The organism is Roseovarius sp. JB2-10 (assembly GCF_055693585.1).
The window spans coordinates 3841511-3861321 of the sequence record NZ_CM146337.1 but is presented as its reverse complement, the minus strand read 5'-3'; the positions used below and the strand labels follow the sequence as shown (position 1 = coordinate 3861321).

Here is a 19811-nt window from a genome sequence, read left to right as displayed (position 1 = left end):
GCCATCATGGAGGCGCGAGCCGTCTATCTGAACGGTCCGGAGGATCTACAACTCGACTGCCTGCCGCTCAAAGCGCCAGGCGCGGGTGATCTTGTTGTAAACATTGCACATTCTGGCATATCGACAGGAACCGAAAAGCTGTTCTGGTCTGGCCAGATGCCGCCGTTTCCTGGCATGGGCTATCCGCTGGTGCCGGGATATGAGGCTGCGGGCGAGGTTGTTGAGGCCGGACATGATTCCGGTTTCCGGCCGGGTGATCATGTCTTCATTCCGGGCGCGGATTGTTTTGATGGGGCCTTTGGCCTCTTTGGTGGTGCGGCGTCTCGTTTGGTGACATCGGCCGACCGCGTCACAAAAATTGACCCTGCTTTGGGCCCCGAAGGTGCCTTGCTGGCGCTGGCGGCCACGGCGCGCCATGCGATCGCCGGCCTCGAGAAGGCTGTGCCTGATCTGATTGTCGGGCACGGAGTTCTGGGTCGCCTTCTGGCACGACTGACCGTTGCGGCGGGTGCGCCTGCACCCACCGTGTGGGAGATCGAGCCGGACCGACGTGCGGGCGCGCAAGGCTACGACGTGATCGATCCGCAGCATGATCCGCGTCGTGACTACGCCGCGATCTACGATGCCTCTGGCAATGCCGCGATCCTGAATGATCTGATCGGGCGCATCAAAAAGGGCGGCGAGATCGTGCTGGCCGGGTTTTACGCTGATCCGCTCAGCTTTGCCTTTCCACCCGCCTTTATGAAAGAGGCGCGGTTCCGCGTCGCGGCGGAATGGGCGCGCGAAGACCTGACCGCTGTGCGTGACCTGATCAACAGCGGTGCGCTGTCGATGAGCGACCTGATTACCCATGAAGCAGGTGTCGAGGATGTGCCGGGTGCCTATCGCACGGCCTTCGAAGATCCGACCTGTCTTAAAATGATACTCAACTGGAAGGACGCCGCGTGAAAGACGATGTGCCAAACCTGAAAGATTTCGATCAGCGTCTGCGCGACGAAGCGGGCGAGGACCTGGCTGATCTGGTGACCGATGAGCCGACCAAGAAAACCCAGATCATTGCGATCTATGGCAAGGGCGGGATCGGGAAATCCTTCACCCTCGCCAATCTGAGCCACATGATGGCCGAGCAGGGCAAACGCGTTCTGCTGATCGGATGTGATCCGAAATCTGACACGACCAGCCTGCTCTTTGGCGGCAAGGCGTGTCCGACGATCATCGAAACCTCCACCAAGAAGAACCTCGCCGGTGAGCCGGTGAAGATCGGCGATGTCTGTTTCAAGCGCGGCGGTGTGTTCGCGATGGAACTCGGCGGGCCGGAAGTGGGCCGGGGCTGCGGTGGTCGCGGCATCATCCACGGGTTCGAGCTTCTCGAAAAACTGGGCTTCCATGATTGGGACTTTGATTACGTCCTGCTCGATTTCCTGGGCGACGTGGTCTGCGGCGGGTTTGGCCTGCCGATTGCACGCGATATGGCACAGAAAGTGATCCTTGTTGCTTCGAACGATCTGCAATCGCTTTACGTGGCCAACAATGTCTGCTCGGCGGTCGAATACTTCCGCAAACTGGGCGGCAATGTCGGTGTCGCGGGTCTTGTGGTGAACAAGGATGACCATTCCGGCGAGGCACAAGCCTTTGCCAAGGCCGTCGACATTCCAATCCTGGCCTCGATCCCGCAGGACGATGATCTGCGCAAGAAATCCGCGAATTATCAAATCGTTGGCACGGCCGAAAGTCAGTGGGGCGCGCTCTTTGCCGAGCTGGGCGAAAACGTCGCCGTGGCGCCACCTGTACGCCCGGCACCTCTGACACAAGATGGGTTGCTGGAGCTGTTTGACGGGTCGGAAACCGGTGCGGGCATCACATTGGAGCCTGCAACCGACGAAGACATGCGCGGCAAAGATGCCAAGCCAAAAGAGTCGCTGGAAGTGATCTACGATGATGCGTGAGAGCAGCTGAATGGCCGAAGAGGTCACATATGACAGCGCCGCGAGCGCCGAGGTCATCAAGGGCAAACCCCGCGAGGACACACCCGAATTGCAGGGTGATCCCGGGCTAGGCTGTCATTCCGGATCGGAGATGGAGAAGGCCGCGCGCATGGCGGGTCAATCCGACCTGCTGGATCAATACGCGCGGGATTATCCGCAAGGACCGCATGACAAGCCGCAGAGCATGTGCCCTGCCTTTGGGTCGCTTCGCGTCGGTCTGCGCATGAAACGCGTGGCCACCGTGCTGAGCGGTTCGGCCTGCTGCGTTTACGGCCTTACTTTTGTGAGCCATTTCTACGGGGCGCGCCGGTCGGTGGGCTACGTACCGTTCAGTTCCGAAACGCTGGTCACGGGCAAGCTGTTCGAGGATATCCGCGACTCTGTACATGAGCTGGCGGATCCTGACCGTTTCGACGCGGTTGTGGTGACCAATCTCTGCGTGCCAACCGCCAGCGGTGTGCCTTTGCGCTTGCTGCCCGATGAAATCAACGGCGTGCGGATCGTGGGCATCGACGTGCCCGGCTTTGGCATCCCGACCCATGCGGAGGCCAAAGACGTACTGGCCGGGGCGATGCTGAACTATGCCCGCCAGGAAATCGAAGCGGGCCCTGTGGCCGCACCCGAAGGTGGAAAATCAGACCGCCCAACCGTGTCTCTGCTGGGCGAGATGTTCCCGGCGGATCCGGTGATGATCGGCGCGATGCTGGCCCCCATGGGATTGGCCGCCGGGCCGGTTGTGCCCTGCCGCGAATGGCGCGAGCTTTATTCGGCGCTGGACTGCGGTGCCGTGGCCGCGATCCACCCGTTCTACACTGCGGCGATCCGCGAGTTTGAGGCGGCGGGCCGTCCCATCGTGGGCAGTGCGCCCGTGGGTCATGACGGCACCGCCGCGTGGCTGGCAGGCATTGGCGATGCCTTCGGGCTGGCCGCTGACAAAGTTGCCGCGGCGCAAAATGCATTCCTGCCTGCGATCAAGGGTGCCCTGAGTGGTGCGCCGATCAAGGGCACCATCACGCTTTCCGGCTATGAGGGCAGCGAATTGCTGGTTGCCCGCCTGCTGATCGAAAGCGGCGCGAACGTGCCATATGTCGGCACGGCCTGTCCGCGGACGCCGTGGTCAGAAGCGGATGCCGATTGGCTGCGCGCCAAGGGCGTGACGGTCAATTTCCGCGCCTCGCTGGAAGAAGATTGCGCCGCGATGGAAGGGGTGAAACCCGATCTGGCCATCGGCACGACACCGGTTGTGCAAAAGGCCAAAGAGCTCGGTATTCCGGGGCTTTACTTCACGAACCTCATTTCTGCCCGGCCGTTGATGGGACCTGCGGGCGCAGGCAGCCTGGCCGAAGTGGTCAATGCGGCCATCGCCAACAAGGAACGCATGGACAACATGAAAGCGTTCTTCGAGGGCGTTGGCACCGGCGACACGGCGGGCGTCTGGGAAGGTGACCCCAATCTGCGGCCGGAATTCCGCGCGTTGAACCAGAAGAAGCTGGAGAAAAAACGCCGGGCCGAAAAAGCGCAGGAGATGATCTGATGCTGATCCAGGATCATGACAGGGCCGGCGGGTATTGGGGCGCGATCTACGCGTTCTGTGCGGTCAAAGGCCTGCAGGTCGTGATCGACGGGCCGGTGGGGTGTGAAAACCTGCCGGTGACCAGCGTGTTGCACTACACCGATGCTTTGCCGCCGCATGAGTTGCCAATTGTGGTGACGGGGTTGGGCGAAGAAGAGCTGGGCCGCGAAGGCACCGAGGGCGCGATGAAACGCGCCTGGGGCACGCTTGATCCGGCGCTGCCTGCCGTGGTGGTCACCGGGTCAATTGCCGAGATGATTGGCGGCGGCGTGACACCGCAGGGCACCAATATTCAACGCTTTTTGCCACGCACCATTGACGAAGATCAGTGGGAAGCCGCGGACCGCGCGATGACATGGCTCTTTACCGAGTTTGGCATGACAAAGGGCCGGATGCCGCGCGAGAAGAAACGTGAGGAGGGCGCCGCACCGCGCGTCAATATCCTTGGGCCGATGTACGGCACGTTCAACATGCCCTCTGATCTGGCCGAAATCCGGCGTCTGGTCGAAGGCATCGGGGCCGAGGTCAACATGGTGATGCCACTGGGCGCCCATCTGGCGGAAATGCGCGATCTGGTGAATGCAGATGTGAACATTTGCATGTACCGCGAATTTGGCCGTGGCCTGTCGGAAGTGCTTGAAAAACCTTACCTTCAGGCGCCAATTGGGATTGAATCCACCACACTCTTCCTGCGCAAACTGGGCGAGATGCTGGGGCTTGATCCAGAGCCGTTCATTACCCGCGAAAAGCATTCAACCATCAAGCCGGTCTGGGATCTGTGGCGCTCTGTGACGCAGGATTTCTTTGCCACGGCCAGTTTCGGTATTGTGGCAAATGAGACCTATGCCCGTGGCATCCGGAATTTCCTGGAAAATGATATGGGCCTGCCTTGTGCCTTTGCGGTGGCGCGCTGTGCCGGGACCAAGACCAATAACGAAGAGGTGCGTGCGCTGATCGGGCAAAAACGCCCGCTGATCCTGATGGGTTCGATCAACGAAAAAATGTATCTGGCCGAGTTGCAGGGCGGGCATGGGCCGAAACCAGCCTTTATTCCTGCCAGCTTCCCCGGAGCCGCCATCCGGCGCGCGACGGGTACACCGATGATGGGATACGCGGGGGCAACCTATCTGGTGCAGGAAGTCTGCAACGGGCTTTTCGATGCCCTGTTCCACATCCTGCCATTGGCCTCCGAGATGGACGCCACGCCGGCCACGCCCACACCGCTACGCCGCGATTTCCCCTGGGATGCCGATGCCCAGGCCGAACTCGACCGGATTGTTTCGAGCCATCCGATCCTGACCCGCATTTCTGCGGCAAAAACACTACGCGACGCTGCTGAGGAGGCAGCGCTGCGACAGGGCGCCGAACGCGTCCTACTGGAAACCGTCAAGGCGCTTTCACCAGAAATCGCCACACGCCCGAGGGAGGAGTGACCCCATGACAGATATCACGTCAACCACACCGCAACGGTCCAAAAACCGACGCCGTGGTGCCGAATACTGGGTCTATTTCACATTGATCTTCGTGCTTTCGCTGCCGTCTGCAACCATCCGTTGGGTGCGCGACATCATGCGTCAGCAAACACTGAATTTGCGCGGGCCAATGGCGCGCGCATGGGCAGAGGCCGACCGGCTGACGCCCATCATATTCTCGGTCTGATTTTTGATCAGTAAGCCGAGTCCAACCTGCCTGCCCATCCGGGCGGACAGACACCTGAGGGGCCGCAATGGTTCCGACGGACCCGGCCGCGGGGTACGCGGCGTCAGCGTAACGTTCCGGAGGAAAGTTTATGGCTGATAACTCCGACCTGTCCTTTACAGGTCTCACCGACGAGCAAGCCCAAGAGCTGCATTCCATCTACATGAGTGGCCTCTGGCTGTTCACGATGATTGCAGTGGTCGCCCATATCGCGACCTACATCTGGGCTCCATGGTTCTGAGGAAGGATTAGAAATGTCCAAGTTCTACAAAGTCTGGCTCATTTTTGATCCGCGCCGCGTGTTTGTTGCACAAGGCGTCTTTCTCTTCCTGTTGGCGGCGATGATCCACCTGGTGGTTCTGTCTAACGGCGTCAACTGGTTTGAGAATGCTGCAGCATCACGCTCAGCATCCGAGTGAGCCACGGACGCAAGTCCTTGCAAGACAGTTGCGGGCGGGCACGTCTCGCCCGCAACAAACCAAAAAATAAACGACGACGGCCTGTGGTCTGACCGGACCGGCCGCCAGATGCGGAGAAATAAAGATGGCTTTGCTCAGCTTTGAAAGAAAGTATCGCGTCCGCGGAGGGACGCTGATTGGCGGCGATCTGTTCGACTTTTGGGTCGGGCCTTTTTATGTGGGTTTTTTCGGGGTCACCACGGCGTTTTTCGCGCTTCTGGGCACGATCCTGATTTTCTGGGGCGCGGCACATCAGGGCACTTGGAACCCCTGGTTGATTAATATTGCCCCCCGGACTTGAGTTACGGCCTTGGTGTAGCCCCTCTGATGGAGGGCGGCTTGTGGCAGATCATCACGATGTGTGCCACCGGTGCGTTCATCAGCTGGGCGCTGCGCGAGGTTGAGATATGCCGCAAACTGGGCATGGGCTACCACGTACCCTTTGCCTTCAGTTTTGCGATCCTGGCTTATGTGACGCTGGTGATCTTCCGGCCGCTCCTGATGGGCGCCTGGGGGCACGGGTTTCCCTACGGGATTTTCAGCCATCTCGATTGGGTCAGCAACACCGGCTACGCCTATCTGCACTTCCACTATAACCCGGCGCATATGCTGGCAGTGACGCTCTTCTTCACCACCTGTCTGGCGCTGGCGCTGCATGGTGGTCTGATCCTGAGCGCGGCCAATCCTGAAAAAGATGAAGAGATGCGCACCCCCGATCACGAAGACACGTTCTTCCGCGATCTCATCGGTTATTCAGTGGGCACCTTGGGCATTCACCGCGTCGGCTTCCTCTTGGCGATCAACGCGGTGTTCTTCAGCGCGGTCTGCATCATCATCAGCGGCCCGGTCTGGACCAAGGGCTGGCCGGAATGGTGGAACTGGTGGCTTGAGCTGCCCATTTGGCCCGGCCAGGGAGGGTTTTGATCATGATCGAGTATCAGAACATATTCACCCAAGTTCAGGTTCAGGGCCCACCAGAAATGGGCATGGACGATGACAAGAACATGGCGCAGGAGCGCTTGCTCAAACCATGGTACAGCAAGTTGATGGGCTGGGTCGGGAACGCACAGATCGGCCCGATCTATCTGGGTTGGACCGGTATGGTCAGCCTGGCCACGATGATTTTGACCCTGAATATCATCGGCATCAACATGCTGGCGCAGGTCGGCTGGTCGATCCCTGAATTCCTGAGACAGCTTTTCTGGCTGGCGCTTGAGCCACCGAGCCCTGAATACGGGCTGCGCATGCCGCCGCTGCAAGATGGGGGCTGGTATATCATCGCCTCGTTCTTCCTGCTGGTCAGTGTATGCACGTGGTGGTTGCGCACTTACCTGCTGGCGGCGGAACACAAGATGGGCAAACACGTGGCCTGGGCCTTTGCCAGCGCCATCTGGCTCTTTCTGGTGCTGGGCCTCTTCCGCCCGATCCTGATGGGGTCATGGTCGGAGGCGGTTCCTTACGGCATCTTCCCGCATCTGGATTGGACCACAGCGTTTTCGATCCGCTACGGCAACCTCTATTACAACCCTTTCCACTGTCTATCGATCGTCTTCCTTTATGGTTCGGTCCTGCTCTTTGCGATGCACGGCGCGACCATCTTGGCGGTGACACGTTTTGGCGGGGACCGGGAATTGGAGCAGATCGTGGACCGCGGCACCGCCACGGAACGCGCCGCGCTCTTCTGGCGCTGGACCATGGGGTTCAACGCCACGATGGAAGGTATTCACCGATGGGCCTGGTGGTTCGCGGTGCTGACGCCCATTACCGGCGGCATCGGCATCCTGCTGACGGGCACCGTGGTGGATAACTGGTTCATCTGGGCGCAGGAACATCACTTTGCACCCATGTATGACGGCTCATACGGCTACGAGAACTACGGTTCCTATGACGCCTTTATCGGACGGGAGGAATAATCATGTGGCCCAAATGGTTCGATAAATGGAACGCGGAAAACCCGACCAACATCTACAAACCGGCAATTGCCTTTGGGGTGTTGGGGGGCGTGGTGTTCTGCGTCATCGCCCTGATGACACTGGGGCAGCCCTTTGCCACAGAAAGCCTGCAAACCGGGCCGCGTGGCAACGGGATGTCGCTGACGGAGTTCAAAGCTGATCTGGCCAAGCCAGATCCGTCGATCGAAGAGTTGATCGAGGATGAGCCTTACGTTCCCGAAGGCGGTGAACAGCTGGCCGGCGACATCTATGAAAACGTTCAGGTCCTGGGCGCGCTCACAGAAGACAATTTCAACCGTCTGATGGCGGCGATGACCCGGTGGGTGTCGCCTGAAGAGGGATGTGCCTATTGCCATGGTGATGGTGATCTGGAGACCTATGGCGAAGATAATCTCTATACCAAGGTTGTCTCACGTCGCATGATCCAGATGACCCAGAACATCAACGAGAACTGGGATGGCCACGTTAATGCCAATGCCGAGGTGGGGGTGACTTGCATGACCTGTCACCGCGGCCAGAATGTGCCAAGTGACATCTGGTTCAAGCTGGGCAATGTGAACGAGGCCGCCGCAGGATGGTCAGCGATCCAGAACCGGGTCACCCCGCTCAGCAGCTTTACCTCGCTGCCGTCGGATGCTCTGGAGACCTATCTTCTGGATGGTGAGATCATCGGCGTGCATGATCTGGAATCGCGCGTGGCCGGTATCCCGGGCCAAGATGGCCATCTGGGTATTCAGCACGCCGAGCGGACATATGCCCTGATGAACTATGTGGCGGACAGTCTGGGTGTGAACTGCACCTTCTGTCACAACACGCGGGCCTTTTACGATGCGGGTCAGGTGACGCCGCAATGGGCGACCGAAAGTCTCGGTCTGCAGATGGTGCAAGAGATCAACACCGAATATCTGGTGCCACTCAAGGACACATATCCGGCAGAGCGCTTGGGACCGGTCCATCAGGATGCACCCAAAGCCGCCTGTAAAACCTGCCACAAAGGCTATCAGAAACCGCTGCAGGGGGTGAATGTCATCAAGGATTGGCCCGAATTGGCCACCACCGGCACACCTGACTACAGCAACTGACGAAAACGGACGGTGGCCAAATCTGGCCGCCGTCCCCGACATCTCCATCGCGCCGTTCGCATGACTTTCGAACCCGGGCGACGCCAGCCAACCACTGCCAAGGGGGCCAGCGATGACACACCAGAAACCCAAAACACCGTTGTTGGACCGCGTGGCAGGTCCGGCAGATCTGCGGCAGATGTCGGACACGGAACTGTCGACCCTGGCCGATGAAGTACGTGCCGAGGTGATCGATGCGGTATCGGAAACCGGCGGGCATCTGGGATCAGGTCTGGGTGTGGTGGAACTCAGCGTGGCCATTCATGCCGTATTCAACACGCCGATGGACAAACTGATCTGGGATGTGGGCCATCAATGCTATCCGCATAAGGTGCTGACAGGTCGTCGTGACCGGATCCGAACCTTGCGGCAAAAGGACGGTCTGAGCGGATTTACCAAGCGCTCGGAATCGCATTTTGATCCCTTTGGGGCGGCGCATAGTTCTACCTCGATCAGTGCGGCCCTTGGTTTTACCGTGGGGCGCGATATGGGGCAGGCCACTGGCGACGCCATTGCTGTCATTGGTGATGGCTCGATCAGCGCGGGTATGGCCTATGAGGCGATGAACAACGCCGGTGCCGAAGGCCGCAGGCTGTTCGTCATCCTGAATGACAATGAGATGAGCATCGCACCGCCAGTGGGCGCGATGTCCAGCTATCTTTCGGGGCTTTATGCCAATGAGCCGCTGGCCAAGATGAAATCCCTGGCCGAAGGGTTTGAGGCCGCACTTCCGTCGCCCATTCGCGAAGGCGCCAAACGCGCGCGCCAGTTGGCCACAGGGCTGACCGGTTCGGGCACGCTGTTCGAAGAGCTTGGGTTTGAATATGTCGGGCCGATCAATGGCCACGATATGGATCAGCTGTTGACCGTCCTGCGCGCGGCGCGGGTGCGCGCCACGGGGCCGGTTCTGATCCATTGCTGCACCGTCAAAGGCAAGGGCTATGCACCGGCCGAAACCAGTGCCGACAAATATCACGGTGTCTCGAAATTCGATGTCGAGACGGGCACCATGGCCAAGAAAGGCGGGGGCGGCGCGCCGTCCTATACCTCGGTCTACGGCAAAACGCTGACCGATCTGGCCGCGCGCGATCCGGATATCGTGGCGGTCACCGCCGCAATGCCATCGGGCACCGGCGTCGATATCATGGCCGAGCGCTTCCCCGCACGGGTGTTCGATGTGGGAATTGCCGAGCAGCACGGGGTAACGTTCTGTGCCGGAATGGCGGCCAGTGGTCTGAAACCCTTCTGCACGATCTATTCCACCTTCCTGCAACGCGGATTCGATCAGGTGGTGCATGATGTGGCCCTGCAAAACCTGCCTGTTCGCTTTGCAATTGATCGCGCCGGGCTGGTCGGGGCCGATGGCGCCACCCATGCGGGCGCATTTGACGTTGGATATCTGGGCAATTTGCCGGGCTTTACAATCATGGCGGCCTCGGATGAGGCGGAGCTAATGCATATGGTTACAACGGCCGCTGCCCATGATGAGGGGCCGATTGCCTTCCGCTATCCGCGTGGTGCGGGTGAAGGCGTGGAAATGCCGGAGCGCGGTCATGTGCTGGATATCGGCAAGGGCCGCATTGTGCAGGAAGGTGACGACGTTGCCCTCCTGTCCTTTGGGGGTCACATGGGCGAATGCCGCAAGGCGGCAGCGCTTTTGGCCGAAGAAGGCCTGAGCGTGACATTGGCCGATGCCCGATTTGCCAAGCCGCTTGATACGGATATGGTACTGCGCCTTGCCCGATCTCATCGCGCAATTGTGACTGTGGAGCAGGGCGCTGAGGGCGGATTTGGGTCCATCGTTCTGCACGCGCTGGCGCGCCACGGGGCTCTCGATAAGGGTCTGGCGATTCGTACGATGTGCCTGCCAGACCGGTTTATCGATCAGGCAAGCCCGGCGGAAATGTATGCGGATGCGGGTCTGAGTGCCGCCGATATCGCCGCCACAGCCCGCCATGCGATCGGTCAAAGCGCCGAGGTTGTTCCGCTGACAATCGCGCGCTGAGGCCGCTTAAATCACACCAACAAAAAAGGCCGCGGAGATGATCCCACGCGGCCTTTTCTGAATTTCTGGAACGGTAAGTCGGGTTATTCCGATGGACCTACCGAAAGAAGATATGCCCACACATCCATGGCATCCTGCTCTTTCTTGAGCTTGAATTTCATGTTGCTCTTGGCTTTGTCATCACCCAGTTTTTCACGCAGATACGCGGTTGGGTCGGCCACATAAGCAACAAATTCCGCCTCATCCCAAGCCAGCCCTGCTTCACCAGCGGCGACCGTGTATTTGGAATATTTCGCGTCTTCAACGGAACCGGCGACCCGGCCATTGATGCCGTAGAGGTTGGGACCGACTTTGCCGCCTTTCACAATCGCGTTGCCATCGTCATCCGCGACCATGTGGCATGCCTTACATTTTTTGTAGACCTTTTCGCCTTTTTCAGCGTCACCCTCAGCGAATGCTGGCGACGACAATGCAACCGTAGCGGCGATTACTAGAAAACTGGATTTCATTTCATACTCCCGTGTTTGCCGCGAGACAATTTAACGTATCGGGCAGAAAGTCAACGTGACAGATTGAAATCGCCGTCTTCAGGCAACCGCATGCGCAATAGCGCATTGTTTCCAAAGCACGTTCAGCGCCTCGACAAGACGGTCAATATCCTCGTCCGAATGCAGGGGTCCGGGTGTGAAACGCAGGCGTTCCGTGCCTTTCGGAACCGTGGGATAGTTGATCGGCTGAACGTAGATGCCGTAATCACGCATCAGGATATCCGAAAGCATCCGGCACTTGACCGGGTCCTTGATCAGCACCGGGATGATGTGACTGGGGTTCATCATGTGCGGAATGCCCCGGGCCTCCAGTCGCTCCCGCAGACGCGCCACCTGACGGCGCTGCTGTTCACGCTCGACCTGCGACGCCTTGAGATGCGCGATCGAGGCCTTGGCCGCAGCGGCCACAGCCGGGGGCAGGGCGGTGGTGAAAATAAATCCGGACGCAAAGGAGCGCACAAAGTCGCACAGCGCGGCAGAGCCGGTAATGTAGCCGCCCATACAGCCATAGGCCTTGCCCAACGTGCCCTCGATCAGGGTGATGCGGTCAGCCAGGCCTTCGCGTTCGCTGACGCCGCCGCCGCGTGGCCCGTAGAGACCAACGGCGTGGACCTCATCGAGGTAGGTCATCGCGCCGTGCTTCTCGGCAACTTCGACAATCTCTTTCATCGGGCAAATGTCGCCATCCATGGAATAGACAGACTCGAACGCGACGATCTTGGGCGCATTGGCCGGGAGGGCGGCCAGTTTGCGGTCCAGATCTTCGGGGTCGTTGTGCTTCCAGATGACTTTCGAGGCGCGTGAATGGCGGATGCCTTCGATCATCGAGGCGTGGTTCAGCTCATCCGACAGGATCACGGCATCGGGCAACCGGCTGCCAAGCGTGGACAGTGCTGCCCAGTTCGAGACATAGCCAGAGGTGAAGAGCAACGCGTCTTCCTTGCCGTGCAGATCGGCGAGTTCGTGCTCCAACGCCACGTGATGGTTATTGGTGCCCGAAATGTTGCGCGTGCCACCGGCACCGGTGCCGCAGCTGTCCACGGCATCCTTCATCGCCTGACGGACCACAGGGTGTTGCCCCATGCCCAGATAGTCGTTCGAGCACCAGACGGTCACCTCATCCGGGGCCTCGTCATCATGGCTTTTGGCTTTGGGAAACGCGCCGCATTGCCGTTCGAGTTCGGCGAAGATGCGGTAATTGCCCTCATCTTTCAGCGCGTCGAGCTGTGTGTTGAACATGGCGTCAAAATCCATGATGTCCCTCCGGTTGTCCTGTCTTGTGTTTTGGTTTCGGCGCGGGAAGCATCCAACGCCATAGTTTTGCATCTGGCAGCGGCAGAACCATCAGCCAGTGTTCGAGCAGCGCCAGAGCGGTAATGGCACTGAGCAAGGCAAAACCTGCCTCCTGACCGACCGTCTGGGCCTGATAGAGCCGTTCCAGCCAGCACGCTGCGGCAAAGGTCAGCGCGGTGATCGAAACGGGGAAAATCCAGTTGAGGCGCGAGATACGGAAATGGCTGGGCAGATGCCCAAGCGCCTCGGGGATAAATTCGGTGTTGATGCGCGGCACGCCGTAAAACAGGTTCAGCTTGGCCGAAATCCGCGCGAAATAGAGGATTGTGAAGGTCCAGAGACCAAAGCCGTTTTCCGCGCCGTGGCCAAAAATCCAGACCAGTATCAGCACCGCCACCAGAAGCATTTCGTGATAGGCGATGGTGCCCCAGGCGCGGATGAAGCGCTCCCATTCAGGCGTATCATCGGGGCAGTCATAGAGGTTCGGGCCCGTGATCGCGCCCGTCAGGAATGAGAGTTCAACCCAGCCCCAGATCGCCAGCGCCGACAGGAAGCCCCAATAGGCCCCCTGAAGGCTGGTCATTTCAAGCGTGGTCATGAAGCCCCAGATGCCCAGTGCCAACACCGGCAGGCTTGCCAGTGTCAGGATCATGCGCTTTTGCCGACCGCCGTGATCGGCATGACGCACGGCCCACAGGATCGCCCCGGTGGAAAACCACCAGACAAACAGAGCAAAGAGTGCTGCGATCCAGGGAGAGGTCATCAGTATGCGGGCTCCAATCGGGTTGAGGCCGGTACGGTGTGTTTTTTGACCGGGATTGTGAAAAGTCCGACAAAGGCGGCGGCCGCACGGGCACTGGCCGAGGCGCGCCGCAGAACCGCCAGCGGACCGGAGGCCTCTTTGGCGGCTGCCAGATCAGCATTGGCCTGTTGCAGGCGTTCCAGCCCCTTTGCCAACGCGGATTTTCGATATCCAGTGTGATCGGGAAGATCTGCTTGGTCAGTTCGGACGTTTTGGTAAAGACTTCATGGGCGTACCAGTCAGGATCAACGCCAAGGGCCTCGTGGAAGGCCGGGCGCTGGTGGTCGCGCACATACATCGTGCCATAAACCGCCGTCAGGAAGAACTTGATCCACCAGACATTCTTGCCCGAGGTCAGCTTTGGGTCGGTCTTCATCAGAAGGGCAAAGGCCTCGCCATGGCTGAACTCATCATTGCACCATTCTTCGAACCATTTGAAGATCGGGTGGAAGCGATGCTCCGGATGCGCCTCCAGATGGCGGAAGATGGTGATATAGCGCGCGTACCCGATCTTTTCGCTGAGATAGGTGGCGTAGTAGATGAATTTCGGACGGAAATAGGTGTATTTCTTCTTCTGGGTCAAAAAGCCCAGGTTTACCCGCAAACCGGCTTCGCGCAGCGCATCGTTGATGAAACCTGCGTGGCGGGCCTCATCGCGTGCCATCAGTTGGAAGAGCTGCGTGATATCCTTGTTGTTGCCCCGCCGCTTCATCTCTTTGTAGAGAACGCAGCCCGAGAATTCGGCGGTGCAGGAAGAGATCAGGAAATCGATGAATTCCTTCTTGAGCTGCGGCTCCATCCCGTCCCAATCGACGTGATCCCAGTCTTCGTTTTTCTTGAAGTGACCCTTGTTGGGATCGCTGACCATTTGCGCAACAAGCCGGTCCCATTCTTCGCGAACAGGTGTCACATCAATGGCGTCCAGTTCATCAAAATCGGTGGTATAAAAACGCGGTGTCAGCAAGGTGTTGGACATAGCCGTTTCCGTGGCCATGTCGTCATTGTACTGCTTGTCTTGCGCTTCGGCGATGGCCAGACCTTCTTCGACGGTTGTGGCATCGGCGGTATGTTTGACGTTCACATTCATAACCTCACCTCCTCAGAGAATGAGAATTCACACAGTTCCATGACCTCGAAATCGCCGGTCAGGCGGGTCCAGAGCTGTTCCAGCTTGGATGCCCGAAAAATCGTGGCGTCGCGATCTTCTGTGACGATCTCTCCAAACGGTGCCATGATCTCGGGTCCGTGGACCTTGACCTCGTCACCGGGGTAGACGACCGCACCATTGTTGAAGCGGACATGTGCATGCAGACTTTCGAACTTGTGACTGATTTCCACAGTACACGGCGCGTGTTCGATTTCTTTGGTAAGCCATCCCATTATTGGCCTCCTCTCTCCATTGGTGCCAAAAGCCGTGCGAAGGCCTTGGCATTGTCGACGCCGAATCCCATTAAATCGGCGCTCCAGCCTGTGCTGGGGTCTTGAATTGAAATACGTCCCGTATCTTGCCAGATGAGGGTCACCGGCCCCTCGAGGGCCACGCGGTTCTTCATCCGCTCGCGTTCGATCACCCGGCCGACACCGGCGATAAAACCACCCTGCTCGGGGCTCAGATCCGCGATCAAAGCGCCCGCCTCGTCGCGCACGAGAGCCGCGCCGCTGACATCCACTTCCAGCGTCACGCTGCGGCTGGCCACCACGGTGCCCTCAGGCGGGGTTGCGGCGGGCGGGGTTCCGGTCAAACGGGCCACTGTGACAAGCACAAGACAGACCACCACCAGCGCAAACATCGCACGCACCAGGGCGCGCGGGATCAGCTCTTTGTCGTAGCTGGGTTTGGGGGCTTGGGTGTCGATCTGAACCATGTGCTATGTCCTCTTACTCGGCCGCGACGGCTGCGGTTGGCGCGCGGCGCTTGACCTGCGGCGTGCTGATGCGGGCCTCGGCGGCTTCTGCCAGTATACCTGCCACGCGGTCGGCGTCTTTGATGCAGCGCAAAGCGGGTTGCGTCCGGCGCAGGACCCATGGACGCACATGGGGCCAGCATACCAGGTAAGACAGGCGCGTCTCTCCCAGCAGGTCCAGGGCAATTGTGCCCACACCCGACGGACGCAGTGCCAGATCGGCATTCCGGATCTGGGTGAAGGGCAGGTTGAGCGTCACGGTCAGGGCCGCACCGATGCGCATGGCCACGCGGCGATTGGTGATGGTGTAGACGGTGGCACGGGCCTGAATATAGGCCACCAGCATCAGCAAGGCGCAGACGATCACGCCCAGGATCAGGAACGGCGACGAGGCGGCAAAGGCCGTGGCCCCACCCGCCTGATCGACAATCGTGACAAAGCGCCATACCGCCAGAAGCACGAAATATCCCGCCACCCAGTAAAGGTTCATGGCGTCGCGCGCCAAGGCCTTCCAGTCCGGGCTGCCCTGCCACAGGATATGCTCTCCCTCCGGGGGCAGTTCCGGCAGGCCCTTTACGGGTTCAATGGCGAAATCATCGTGGCTCATGGCTGCGTCTCCCTGATCAACCCAGAACGGGCTCTTGGCGTTCGGCGCTGGCATAGAGCGTGCCGCCGCCGTAGTAGCCACAGATCTTGTCTTCCTCGAGCAGGGTCACCTGATTGGGTGAGGCGTGCTGAGGAACACCGTTGAAGTGTTTGGCAAAGATCGAGCGGACCTTGACATGGCTCGGCCAAATGCGCGCCATCGTCAGCGGCACAAGGCGTGTACCGGACCCGACCGAAGCGTGCAGTTCGATCTCGAGGTAGCGCACCAGCTGCTCGGGTTCGTCGATCCACATGTCGATCACGGTGCCGACAACTTCGCCGTCTCCGGCCTTTACCTCTTTGCCCCGCGGGTCAAACCCGGCAGCAAACTGGAAGTGTTCAGCGGCTGACATTGGCACGATCTTGGGGTGGCCGTGGCCATCCAGCTCGGGCACATCGCGGCGTGGCGCCCAGGAGGCCGGACCAACACCATCTGCCATCGGATCACCGGTTGGCGCAAAGGGAAAGCCATTGCCCGCCGCGGTCTTTTCCAGTGGCAGGTTGGGGCGTTCCGGCGTCTGACCCGAAGGAACGGTTTTTTCGCCGCGCCCGTGGGGCAGTTTGAAGGTCTTGTCTTCCGGCACCGGGAAAAGGCCCTGATTTGCCGATACATTGCCGTCGTCATCTTCCAGAGGGTAGCCCTCGCGCATATTTTCGCGCTGGATGTAGAAGATCAACAAGGCGAAGAAGATCCAGAACAACCAGAGCGTCAAACTGGCAAGATCGAAGTTTCCAAAGAACGGTTCCGTCATCTCGTTTTCCTTTTCGCAGTCGGCGTCTCAGGTTGGAAAATCGGCCAGGCCGACAGGGGCCGATTTATTGTGCTGTGTGTGCAGCGCGGACCGTGCATTGCGCACCAGTGGCCCCAACAGGGCCAGCGTGACAAAGAGCAGTCCAATTTCGATGTGGTAGACAAATGAATAGCCAGTGGCGGGCGTGTCCAACGCCTCGCCCCATCGGCCGGAGGTGGCCATGGCGTTGATCCAGTCGCGCAAGCCACCGCCCAGAGCGATGGCCAGTCCGGCGGCCGTGGCTTGGGCCGCCCCCCATGCGCCAAGGGCCAGGCCGTGCCCGGCGGCTCCGTTGGCCTTCATGTTCATGGCCGCAATCAAGGTGGAGACGGCAAAGAGCCCGCCGCCCAGACCAATCAGGCCGGCGCCCGCAAAAAAGATCGTGGCGGATTGCATCGGGGCCGCAAAGATCACGGCTGAAAACGCCAGGATGCCCACAACCAGTCCGGCCCCAGCAATGCGGAAGGCATCGCTGCCCTGTGCCAGCATCCGGCCCGCAAAGGCGAACCCTGCGAGCGCGCCTGCGGCCCAAAGGGCGGTCAGAAGTGTGGTTGCGGAAACAGAAAGGCCCAGAATTTCACCGCCATAGGGCTCGAGCAGAACGTCCTGCATGTTAAGCGCCATGGTGCCGAAGAAGACCACCGCCAAGAGGCGTCCGGCCTGTCCACCATTCATCAGATCAGCCCATGCATCGCGGAAACGCGGACGTGGCGCCGCGCGCTCATCCTGCGACATTGGACGGACTTTTTCCTGTTTCCAAAGCGCGATCAGGTTCAGGGTGATGCCCACCACGGCGGCGCCCTGAACAACGCGCACAAGGGTCAGGCTTGAGAAGTCCGTCAGCAGCCAGCCGATGACCACCGCCGACACACCCATGCCCAGAAGGAACATCACATAGAGCAACGCCACCACGCGGGGGCGTGTTTCAGGATCGGCGCGGTCCGTGGCAAGCGCCAGGCCCGCGGTTTGGGTCATATGCAGGCCCAGACCGGTCATCAGGAAGGCCAGCGCCGCCAGAACCTCGCCCGCCCATGTCGGGCCAACGGTTTGCTCTCCCGAGAGGACCAGCAAGGCGAAGGGCATGACGGCCAATCCGCCCATTTGCCAGAGCGATCCGAACCAGAGATAGGGGATGCGTTTCCAGCCGATGGCGCTGCGGTAAGTGTCCGAGCGGAAGCCCAGTAGCGTGCGGAAAGGGGCGATCAGCACCGGCAAGGCAATCATGAAGGCCACGATGGTGGCCGGTACTGAAAGTTCCACGATCATCACGCGGTTCAATGTGCCCAAGAGCATCACCGTGGCCATGCCAACGGAGACCTGAAAGAGCGACAGGCGCAGCAACTGACCCATGGGCAAGCCCTCGCTGGCGGCATCTGCGAAGGGCAGGTACCGCGCGGAGAGTTGCGCCAGGCCGGAGGATGCGCGTTGGCTCATGCAGTGAACTCCATCGCTTGGCTGATATAGAAACCGGAAGTGATGCGACGCAGAGACTTGAGCGTGCCTTTGGACCCGGCTGTTTTCAGCGCTTGCGCCAGATGTTCGGGCGCATGAGGAACCATCGTGGGCGAGCGATCGGCCCGTGGGAAAAGCTGTCCGGCGCGCCACATCATCATCAGCAGAGGCGTGCGCGGTGCCACGGTAAAGAGCACACTGCCTGATGTCCGTTTGCCCAGAGTTTGTAACGCTTGTGCGATATCCGCGTCGCGATAATAGATCAGGCTGTCCATGGCCACGACATGGTCGAAGCGGCCCAATTTGTTGCTAAGCATGTCACCGCTGCGCAGCGAAACCTGACCCTGCAAATGCGGTGGAATGCGTTTGTTGGCAATTTCGACCAGCGACGGGGAGATATCTACGGCAACCACCTGCGCGCCGCGTGTGGCCAGCTCCACCGTCATTTGCCCGGCACCGCAGCCCGCGTCCAATATCCGCGCCCCGCGCAAATCATCAGGCAGGCGTGACAGCAATTGCGCGCGCATTTCGTCGCGACCCCGGCGGACGGTTTCTCGGATCTTTGAGACCGGCGCGTCACTGGTCAGCCGTTCCCAGGTGCGGGTGGCCGTCTTGTCGAAATAGGTTTCGACCCGTGTGAGCGTGCGGTCGTAGGACATCAATCAAATCCCAGAAGTTCAAAGATATCACGGTCTTCCATCGGGGCGGGGGCCAGTGGTTCGGTCCCGTTCCACAGCGTTTCGGCCAGTTTTACGTATTCCTTGCGGCACATGACGATGTCTTCCTCGTCATCCATCTCAAAGAGCGTCTTTTTCTTGAGGCGCGAGCGGCGGATGGCGTCGATGTCGGGCATATGCGCGATGCGGTTGAACCCGACGGTGTCGCAATAGCGATCCACCTCGTTGGTGTCTTTTGAGCGGTTGGCCACGCAGCCTGCCAGACGCACCTTGTAGTTGGCGGATTTGGCCTGAACCGCGGCAATGATCCGGTTCATCGCGTAGATGCTGTCAAAGTCATTCGCCGTCACGATCAGGGCGCGATCCGCATGTTGCAAGGGTGCTGCAAACCCGCCGCACACCACGTCGCCCAAGACGTCGAAGATCACCACGTCGGTGTCTTCCAGCATGTGATGCTGCTTGAGGAGTTTCACGGTTTGGCCCACGACATAGCCGCCACAGCCCGTACCTGCAGGAGGACCACCAGCCTCGACGCATTTCACACCACCCCAGCCATCGGCCACGAAATCTTCGGGGCGCAGCTCTTCGGGGTGGAAATCAACCTCCTTCAGGATATCGATTACTGTGGGCTGCAAGCGGCCCGTCAGTGTGAATGTGCTGTCATGTTTCGGGTCACAGCCGATCTGCAGCACGCGTTTGCCCATCGAGGCAAATGCCGCCGAGAGGTTCGAACTGGTGGTCGATTTACCGATACCGCCCTTGCCGTAGACGGAAAACACCTTGGCGCCTTCGATCTTGGCGGAAGGGTCCTGATGGACCTGAACGGAACCTTCGCCGTCCTGGCCTTTGAGGTTTGGAACTTCGTCGCGGGGGCTCATGATAGGGACCCTTTCTGATGTTGGAGGGA

At 59.8% G+C, this 19811-nt stretch carries 20 protein-coding genes and 2 pseudogenes; 11 read left to right on the top strand and 11 right to left on the bottom strand.

From position 1 onward, the window contains the following. Positions 1 to 6: 6 nt before the first annotated feature. The 11 genes and pseudogenes from bchC (at position 7) to dxs (ending at position 10792) form a co-directional block, all read left to right on the top strand. Entirely contained in the window at positions 7 to 948 is a 942-nt protein-coding gene (gene bchC / locus ACZ1HJ_RS19120; protein ID WP_472720212.1) for a chlorophyll synthesis pathway protein BchC, read from the top strand. Further along, positions 945 to 1946 carry a chlorophyllide a reductase iron protein subunit X gene (locus ACZ1HJ_RS19115; protein WP_472720211.1) on the top strand — a complete coding sequence of 334 codons (1002 nt, stop codon included), beginning with the start codon at positions 945 to 947 and terminating at the stop codon, positions 1944 to 1946. Before bchC ends, ACZ1HJ_RS19115 begins: the two co-directional genes overlap by 4 nt. Positions 1947 to 1956: 10 nt before the next feature. After that, positions 1957 to 3519: a chlorophyllide a reductase subunit Y gene (gene bchY / locus ACZ1HJ_RS19110; protein ID WP_472720210.1), complete on the top strand. Its 1563-nt coding sequence runs from the start codon at positions 1957 to 1959 to the stop codon at positions 3517 to 3519. Further along, the gene (gene bchZ / locus ACZ1HJ_RS19105) at positions 3519 to 4991 is read left to right on the top strand and encodes a chlorophyllide a reductase subunit Z (RefSeq protein WP_472720209.1); all 1473 of its coding nucleotides are present in this window, start codon (positions 3519 to 3521) and stop codon (positions 4989 to 4991) included. The genes bchY and bchZ overlap by 1 nt, the downstream gene beginning before the upstream one ends. Before the next feature lie 4 nt (positions 4992 to 4995). Beyond that, the gene (gene pufQ / locus ACZ1HJ_RS19100) at positions 4996 to 5217 is read left to right on the top strand and encodes a cytochrome PufQ (protein ID WP_472720208.1); all 222 of its coding nucleotides are present in this window, start codon (positions 4996 to 4998) and stop codon (positions 5215 to 5217) included. A 130-nt stretch (positions 5218 to 5347) separates the two neighbouring features. Beyond that, positions 5348 to 5497, top strand: coding sequence for a light-harvesting antenna LH1, beta subunit (gene pufB, locus ACZ1HJ_RS19095; RefSeq protein ID WP_472720207.1), 150 nt, complete (start codon positions 5348 to 5350; stop codon positions 5495 to 5497). A gap of 13 nt (positions 5498 to 5510) precedes the next feature. Further along, positions 5511 to 5675 carry a light-harvesting antenna LH1, alpha subunit gene (pufA, locus tag ACZ1HJ_RS19090; protein WP_472720206.1) on the top strand — a complete coding sequence of 55 codons (165 nt, stop codon included), beginning with the start codon at positions 5511 to 5513 and terminating at the stop codon, positions 5673 to 5675. A gap of 124 nt (positions 5676 to 5799) precedes the next feature. Further along, positions 5800 to 6638: pseudogene (gene pufL / locus ACZ1HJ_RS19085) on the top strand (photosynthetic reaction center subunit L). A gap of 2 nt (positions 6639 to 6640) precedes the next feature. Further along, entirely contained in the window at positions 6641 to 7627 is a 987-nt protein-coding gene (gene pufM / locus ACZ1HJ_RS19080) for a photosynthetic reaction center subunit M (RefSeq protein WP_472720205.1), read from the top strand. Between the two features lie 2 nt (positions 7628 to 7629). Further along, positions 7630 to 8748 (top strand): photosynthetic reaction center cytochrome PufC, encoded by a 1119-nt coding sequence (pufC, locus tag ACZ1HJ_RS19075; protein ID WP_472720204.1) that lies wholly within the window; start codon positions 7630 to 7632, stop codon positions 8746 to 8748. A gap of 112 nt (positions 8749 to 8860) precedes the next feature. After that, the gene (gene dxs, locus ACZ1HJ_RS19070; protein WP_472720203.1) at positions 8861 to 10792 is read left to right on the top strand and encodes a 1-deoxy-D-xylulose-5-phosphate synthase; all 1932 of its coding nucleotides are present in this window, start codon (positions 8861 to 8863) and stop codon (positions 10790 to 10792) included. 83 nt (positions 10793 to 10875) lie between these two features. Here dxs and ACZ1HJ_RS19065 read toward each other — a convergent pair whose 3' ends face one another. The 11 genes and pseudogenes from ACZ1HJ_RS19065 to bchL all read right to left on the bottom strand — a co-directional run bounded on the left by ACZ1HJ_RS19065 (position 10876) and on the right by bchL (position 19782). Further along, a complete protein-coding gene (locus ACZ1HJ_RS19065; RefSeq protein WP_472720202.1) occupies positions 10876 to 11301 on the bottom strand; it encodes a c-type cytochrome in 426 nt (141 codons plus the stop codon). A gap of 78 nt (positions 11302 to 11379) precedes the next feature. Beyond that, positions 11380 to 12594 carry a 5-aminolevulinate synthase gene (gene hemA / locus ACZ1HJ_RS19060; protein ID WP_472720201.1) on the bottom strand — a complete coding sequence of 405 codons (1215 nt, stop codon included), beginning with the start codon at positions 12592 to 12594 and terminating at the stop codon, positions 11380 to 11382. After that, positions 12584 to 13396 carry a putative photosynthetic complex assembly protein PuhE gene (gene puhE, locus ACZ1HJ_RS19055; protein WP_472720200.1) on the bottom strand — a complete coding sequence of 271 codons (813 nt, stop codon included), beginning with the start codon at positions 13394 to 13396 and terminating at the stop codon, positions 12584 to 12586. Before puhE ends, hemA begins: the two co-directional genes overlap by 11 nt. Beyond that, positions 13396 to 14522, bottom strand: a pseudogene (gene acsF / locus ACZ1HJ_RS19050) (magnesium-protoporphyrin IX monomethyl ester (oxidative) cyclase). The gene puhE and the pseudogene acsF overlap by 1 nt, the downstream one beginning before the upstream one ends. Further along, entirely contained in the window at positions 14519 to 14815 is a 297-nt protein-coding gene (locus tag ACZ1HJ_RS19045) for a hypothetical protein (RefSeq protein WP_472720199.1), read from the bottom strand. The pseudogene acsF and the gene ACZ1HJ_RS19045 overlap by 4 nt, the downstream one beginning before the upstream one ends. Continuing rightward, positions 14815 to 15300, bottom strand: coding sequence for a photosynthetic complex assembly protein PuhC (puhC, locus tag ACZ1HJ_RS19040; RefSeq protein ID WP_472720198.1), 486 nt, complete (start codon positions 15298 to 15300; stop codon positions 14815 to 14817). Before puhC ends, ACZ1HJ_RS19045 begins: the two co-directional genes overlap by 1 nt. 13 nt (positions 15301 to 15313) lie before the next feature. Next, on the bottom strand, positions 15314 to 15946 hold the full coding sequence (puhB, locus tag ACZ1HJ_RS19035) for a photosynthetic complex putative assembly protein PuhB (RefSeq protein WP_472720197.1): 633 nt from the start codon (positions 15944 to 15946) through the stop codon (positions 15314 to 15316). A gap of 16 nt (positions 15947 to 15962) precedes the next feature. Beyond that, positions 15963 to 16736 (bottom strand): photosynthetic reaction center subunit H, encoded by a 774-nt coding sequence (gene puhA / locus ACZ1HJ_RS19030; RefSeq protein ID WP_472720196.1) that lies wholly within the window; start codon positions 16734 to 16736, stop codon positions 15963 to 15965. A gap of 27 nt (positions 16737 to 16763) precedes the next feature. After that, positions 16764 to 18209, bottom strand: a complete 1446-nt coding sequence (locus tag ACZ1HJ_RS19025; protein ID WP_472720195.1) for an MFS transporter — start codon at positions 18207 to 18209, stop codon at positions 16764 to 16766. Beyond that, complete coding sequence (bchM, locus tag ACZ1HJ_RS19020) at positions 18206 to 18886, bottom strand: magnesium protoporphyrin IX methyltransferase (protein ID WP_472720194.1); 681 nt, start codon at positions 18884 to 18886, stop codon at positions 18206 to 18208. The genes ACZ1HJ_RS19025 and bchM overlap by 4 nt, the downstream gene beginning before the upstream one ends. Beyond that, the gene (gene bchL / locus ACZ1HJ_RS19015; RefSeq protein ID WP_472720193.1) at positions 18886 to 19782 is read right to left on the bottom strand and encodes a ferredoxin:protochlorophyllide reductase (ATP-dependent) iron-sulfur ATP-binding protein; all 897 of its coding nucleotides are present in this window, start codon (positions 19780 to 19782) and stop codon (positions 18886 to 18888) included. The genes bchM and bchL overlap by 1 nt, the downstream gene beginning before the upstream one ends. Between the last annotated feature and the right edge of the window lie 29 nt (positions 19783 to 19811).

Bases quoted from the DNA above. Each gene is read 5' to 3' on its own strand.
- bchZ (WP_472720209.1), top strand. From the start codon at position 3,519: ATGCTGATCCAGGATCATGACAGGGCCGGCGGGTATTGGGGCGCGATC.
- hemA (WP_472720201.1), bottom strand. From the start codon at position 12,594: ATGGATTTTGACGCCATGTTCAACACACAGCTCGACGCGCTGAAAGAT.
- bchL (WP_472720193.1), bottom strand. From the start codon at position 19,782: ATGAGCCCCCGCGACGAAGTTCCAAACCTCAAAGGCCAGGACGGCGAA.
- bchY (WP_472720210.1), top strand. From the start codon at position 1,957: ATGGCCGAAGAGGTCACATATGACAGCGCCGCGAGCGCCGAGGTCATC.
- pufM (WP_472720205.1), top strand. From the start codon at position 6,641: ATGATCGAGTATCAGAACATATTCACCCAAGTTCAGGTTCAGGGCCCA.
- ACZ1HJ_RS19065 (WP_472720202.1), bottom strand. From the start codon at position 11,301: ATGAAATCCAGTTTTCTAGTAATCGCCGCTACGGTTGCATTGTCGTCG.
- puhA (WP_472720196.1), bottom strand. From the start codon at position 16,736: ATGACGGAACCGTTCTTTGGAAACTTCGATCTTGCCAGTTTGACGCTC.
- puhC (WP_472720198.1), bottom strand. From the start codon at position 15,300: ATGGTTCAGATCGACACCCAAGCCCCCAAACCCAGCTACGACAAAGAG.
- ACZ1HJ_RS19025 (WP_472720195.1), bottom strand. From the start codon at position 18,209: ATGAGCCAACGCGCATCCTCCGGCCTGGCGCAACTCTCCGCGCGGTAC.
- bchC (WP_472720212.1), top strand. From the start codon at position 7: ATGGAGGCGCGAGCCGTCTATCTGAACGGTCCGGAGGATCTACAACTC.
- pufA (WP_472720206.1), top strand. From the start codon at position 5,511: ATGTCCAAGTTCTACAAAGTCTGGCTCATTTTTGATCCGCGCCGCGTG.
- dxs (WP_472720203.1), top strand. From the start codon at position 8,861: ATGACACACCAGAAACCCAAAACACCGTTGTTGGACCGCGTGGCAGGT.
- ACZ1HJ_RS19045 (WP_472720199.1), bottom strand. From the start codon at position 14,815: ATGGGATGGCTTACCAAAGAAATCGAACACGCGCCGTGTACTGTGGAA.
- puhE (WP_472720200.1), bottom strand. From the start codon at position 13,396: ATGACCTCTCCCTGGATCGCAGCACTCTTTGCTCTGTTTGTCTGGTGG.
- pufQ (WP_472720208.1), top strand. From the start codon at position 4,996: ATGACAGATATCACGTCAACCACACCGCAACGGTCCAAAAACCGACGC.
- bchM (WP_472720194.1), bottom strand. From the start codon at position 18,886: ATGTCCTACGACCGCACGCTCACACGGGTCGAAACCTATTTCGACAAG.
- pufC (WP_472720204.1), top strand. From the start codon at position 7,630: ATGTGGCCCAAATGGTTCGATAAATGGAACGCGGAAAACCCGACCAAC.
- puhB (WP_472720197.1), bottom strand. From the start codon at position 15,946: ATGAGCCACGATGATTTCGCCATTGAACCCGTAAAGGGCCTGCCGGAA.
- pufB (WP_472720207.1), top strand. From the start codon at position 5,348: ATGGCTGATAACTCCGACCTGTCCTTTACAGGTCTCACCGACGAGCAA.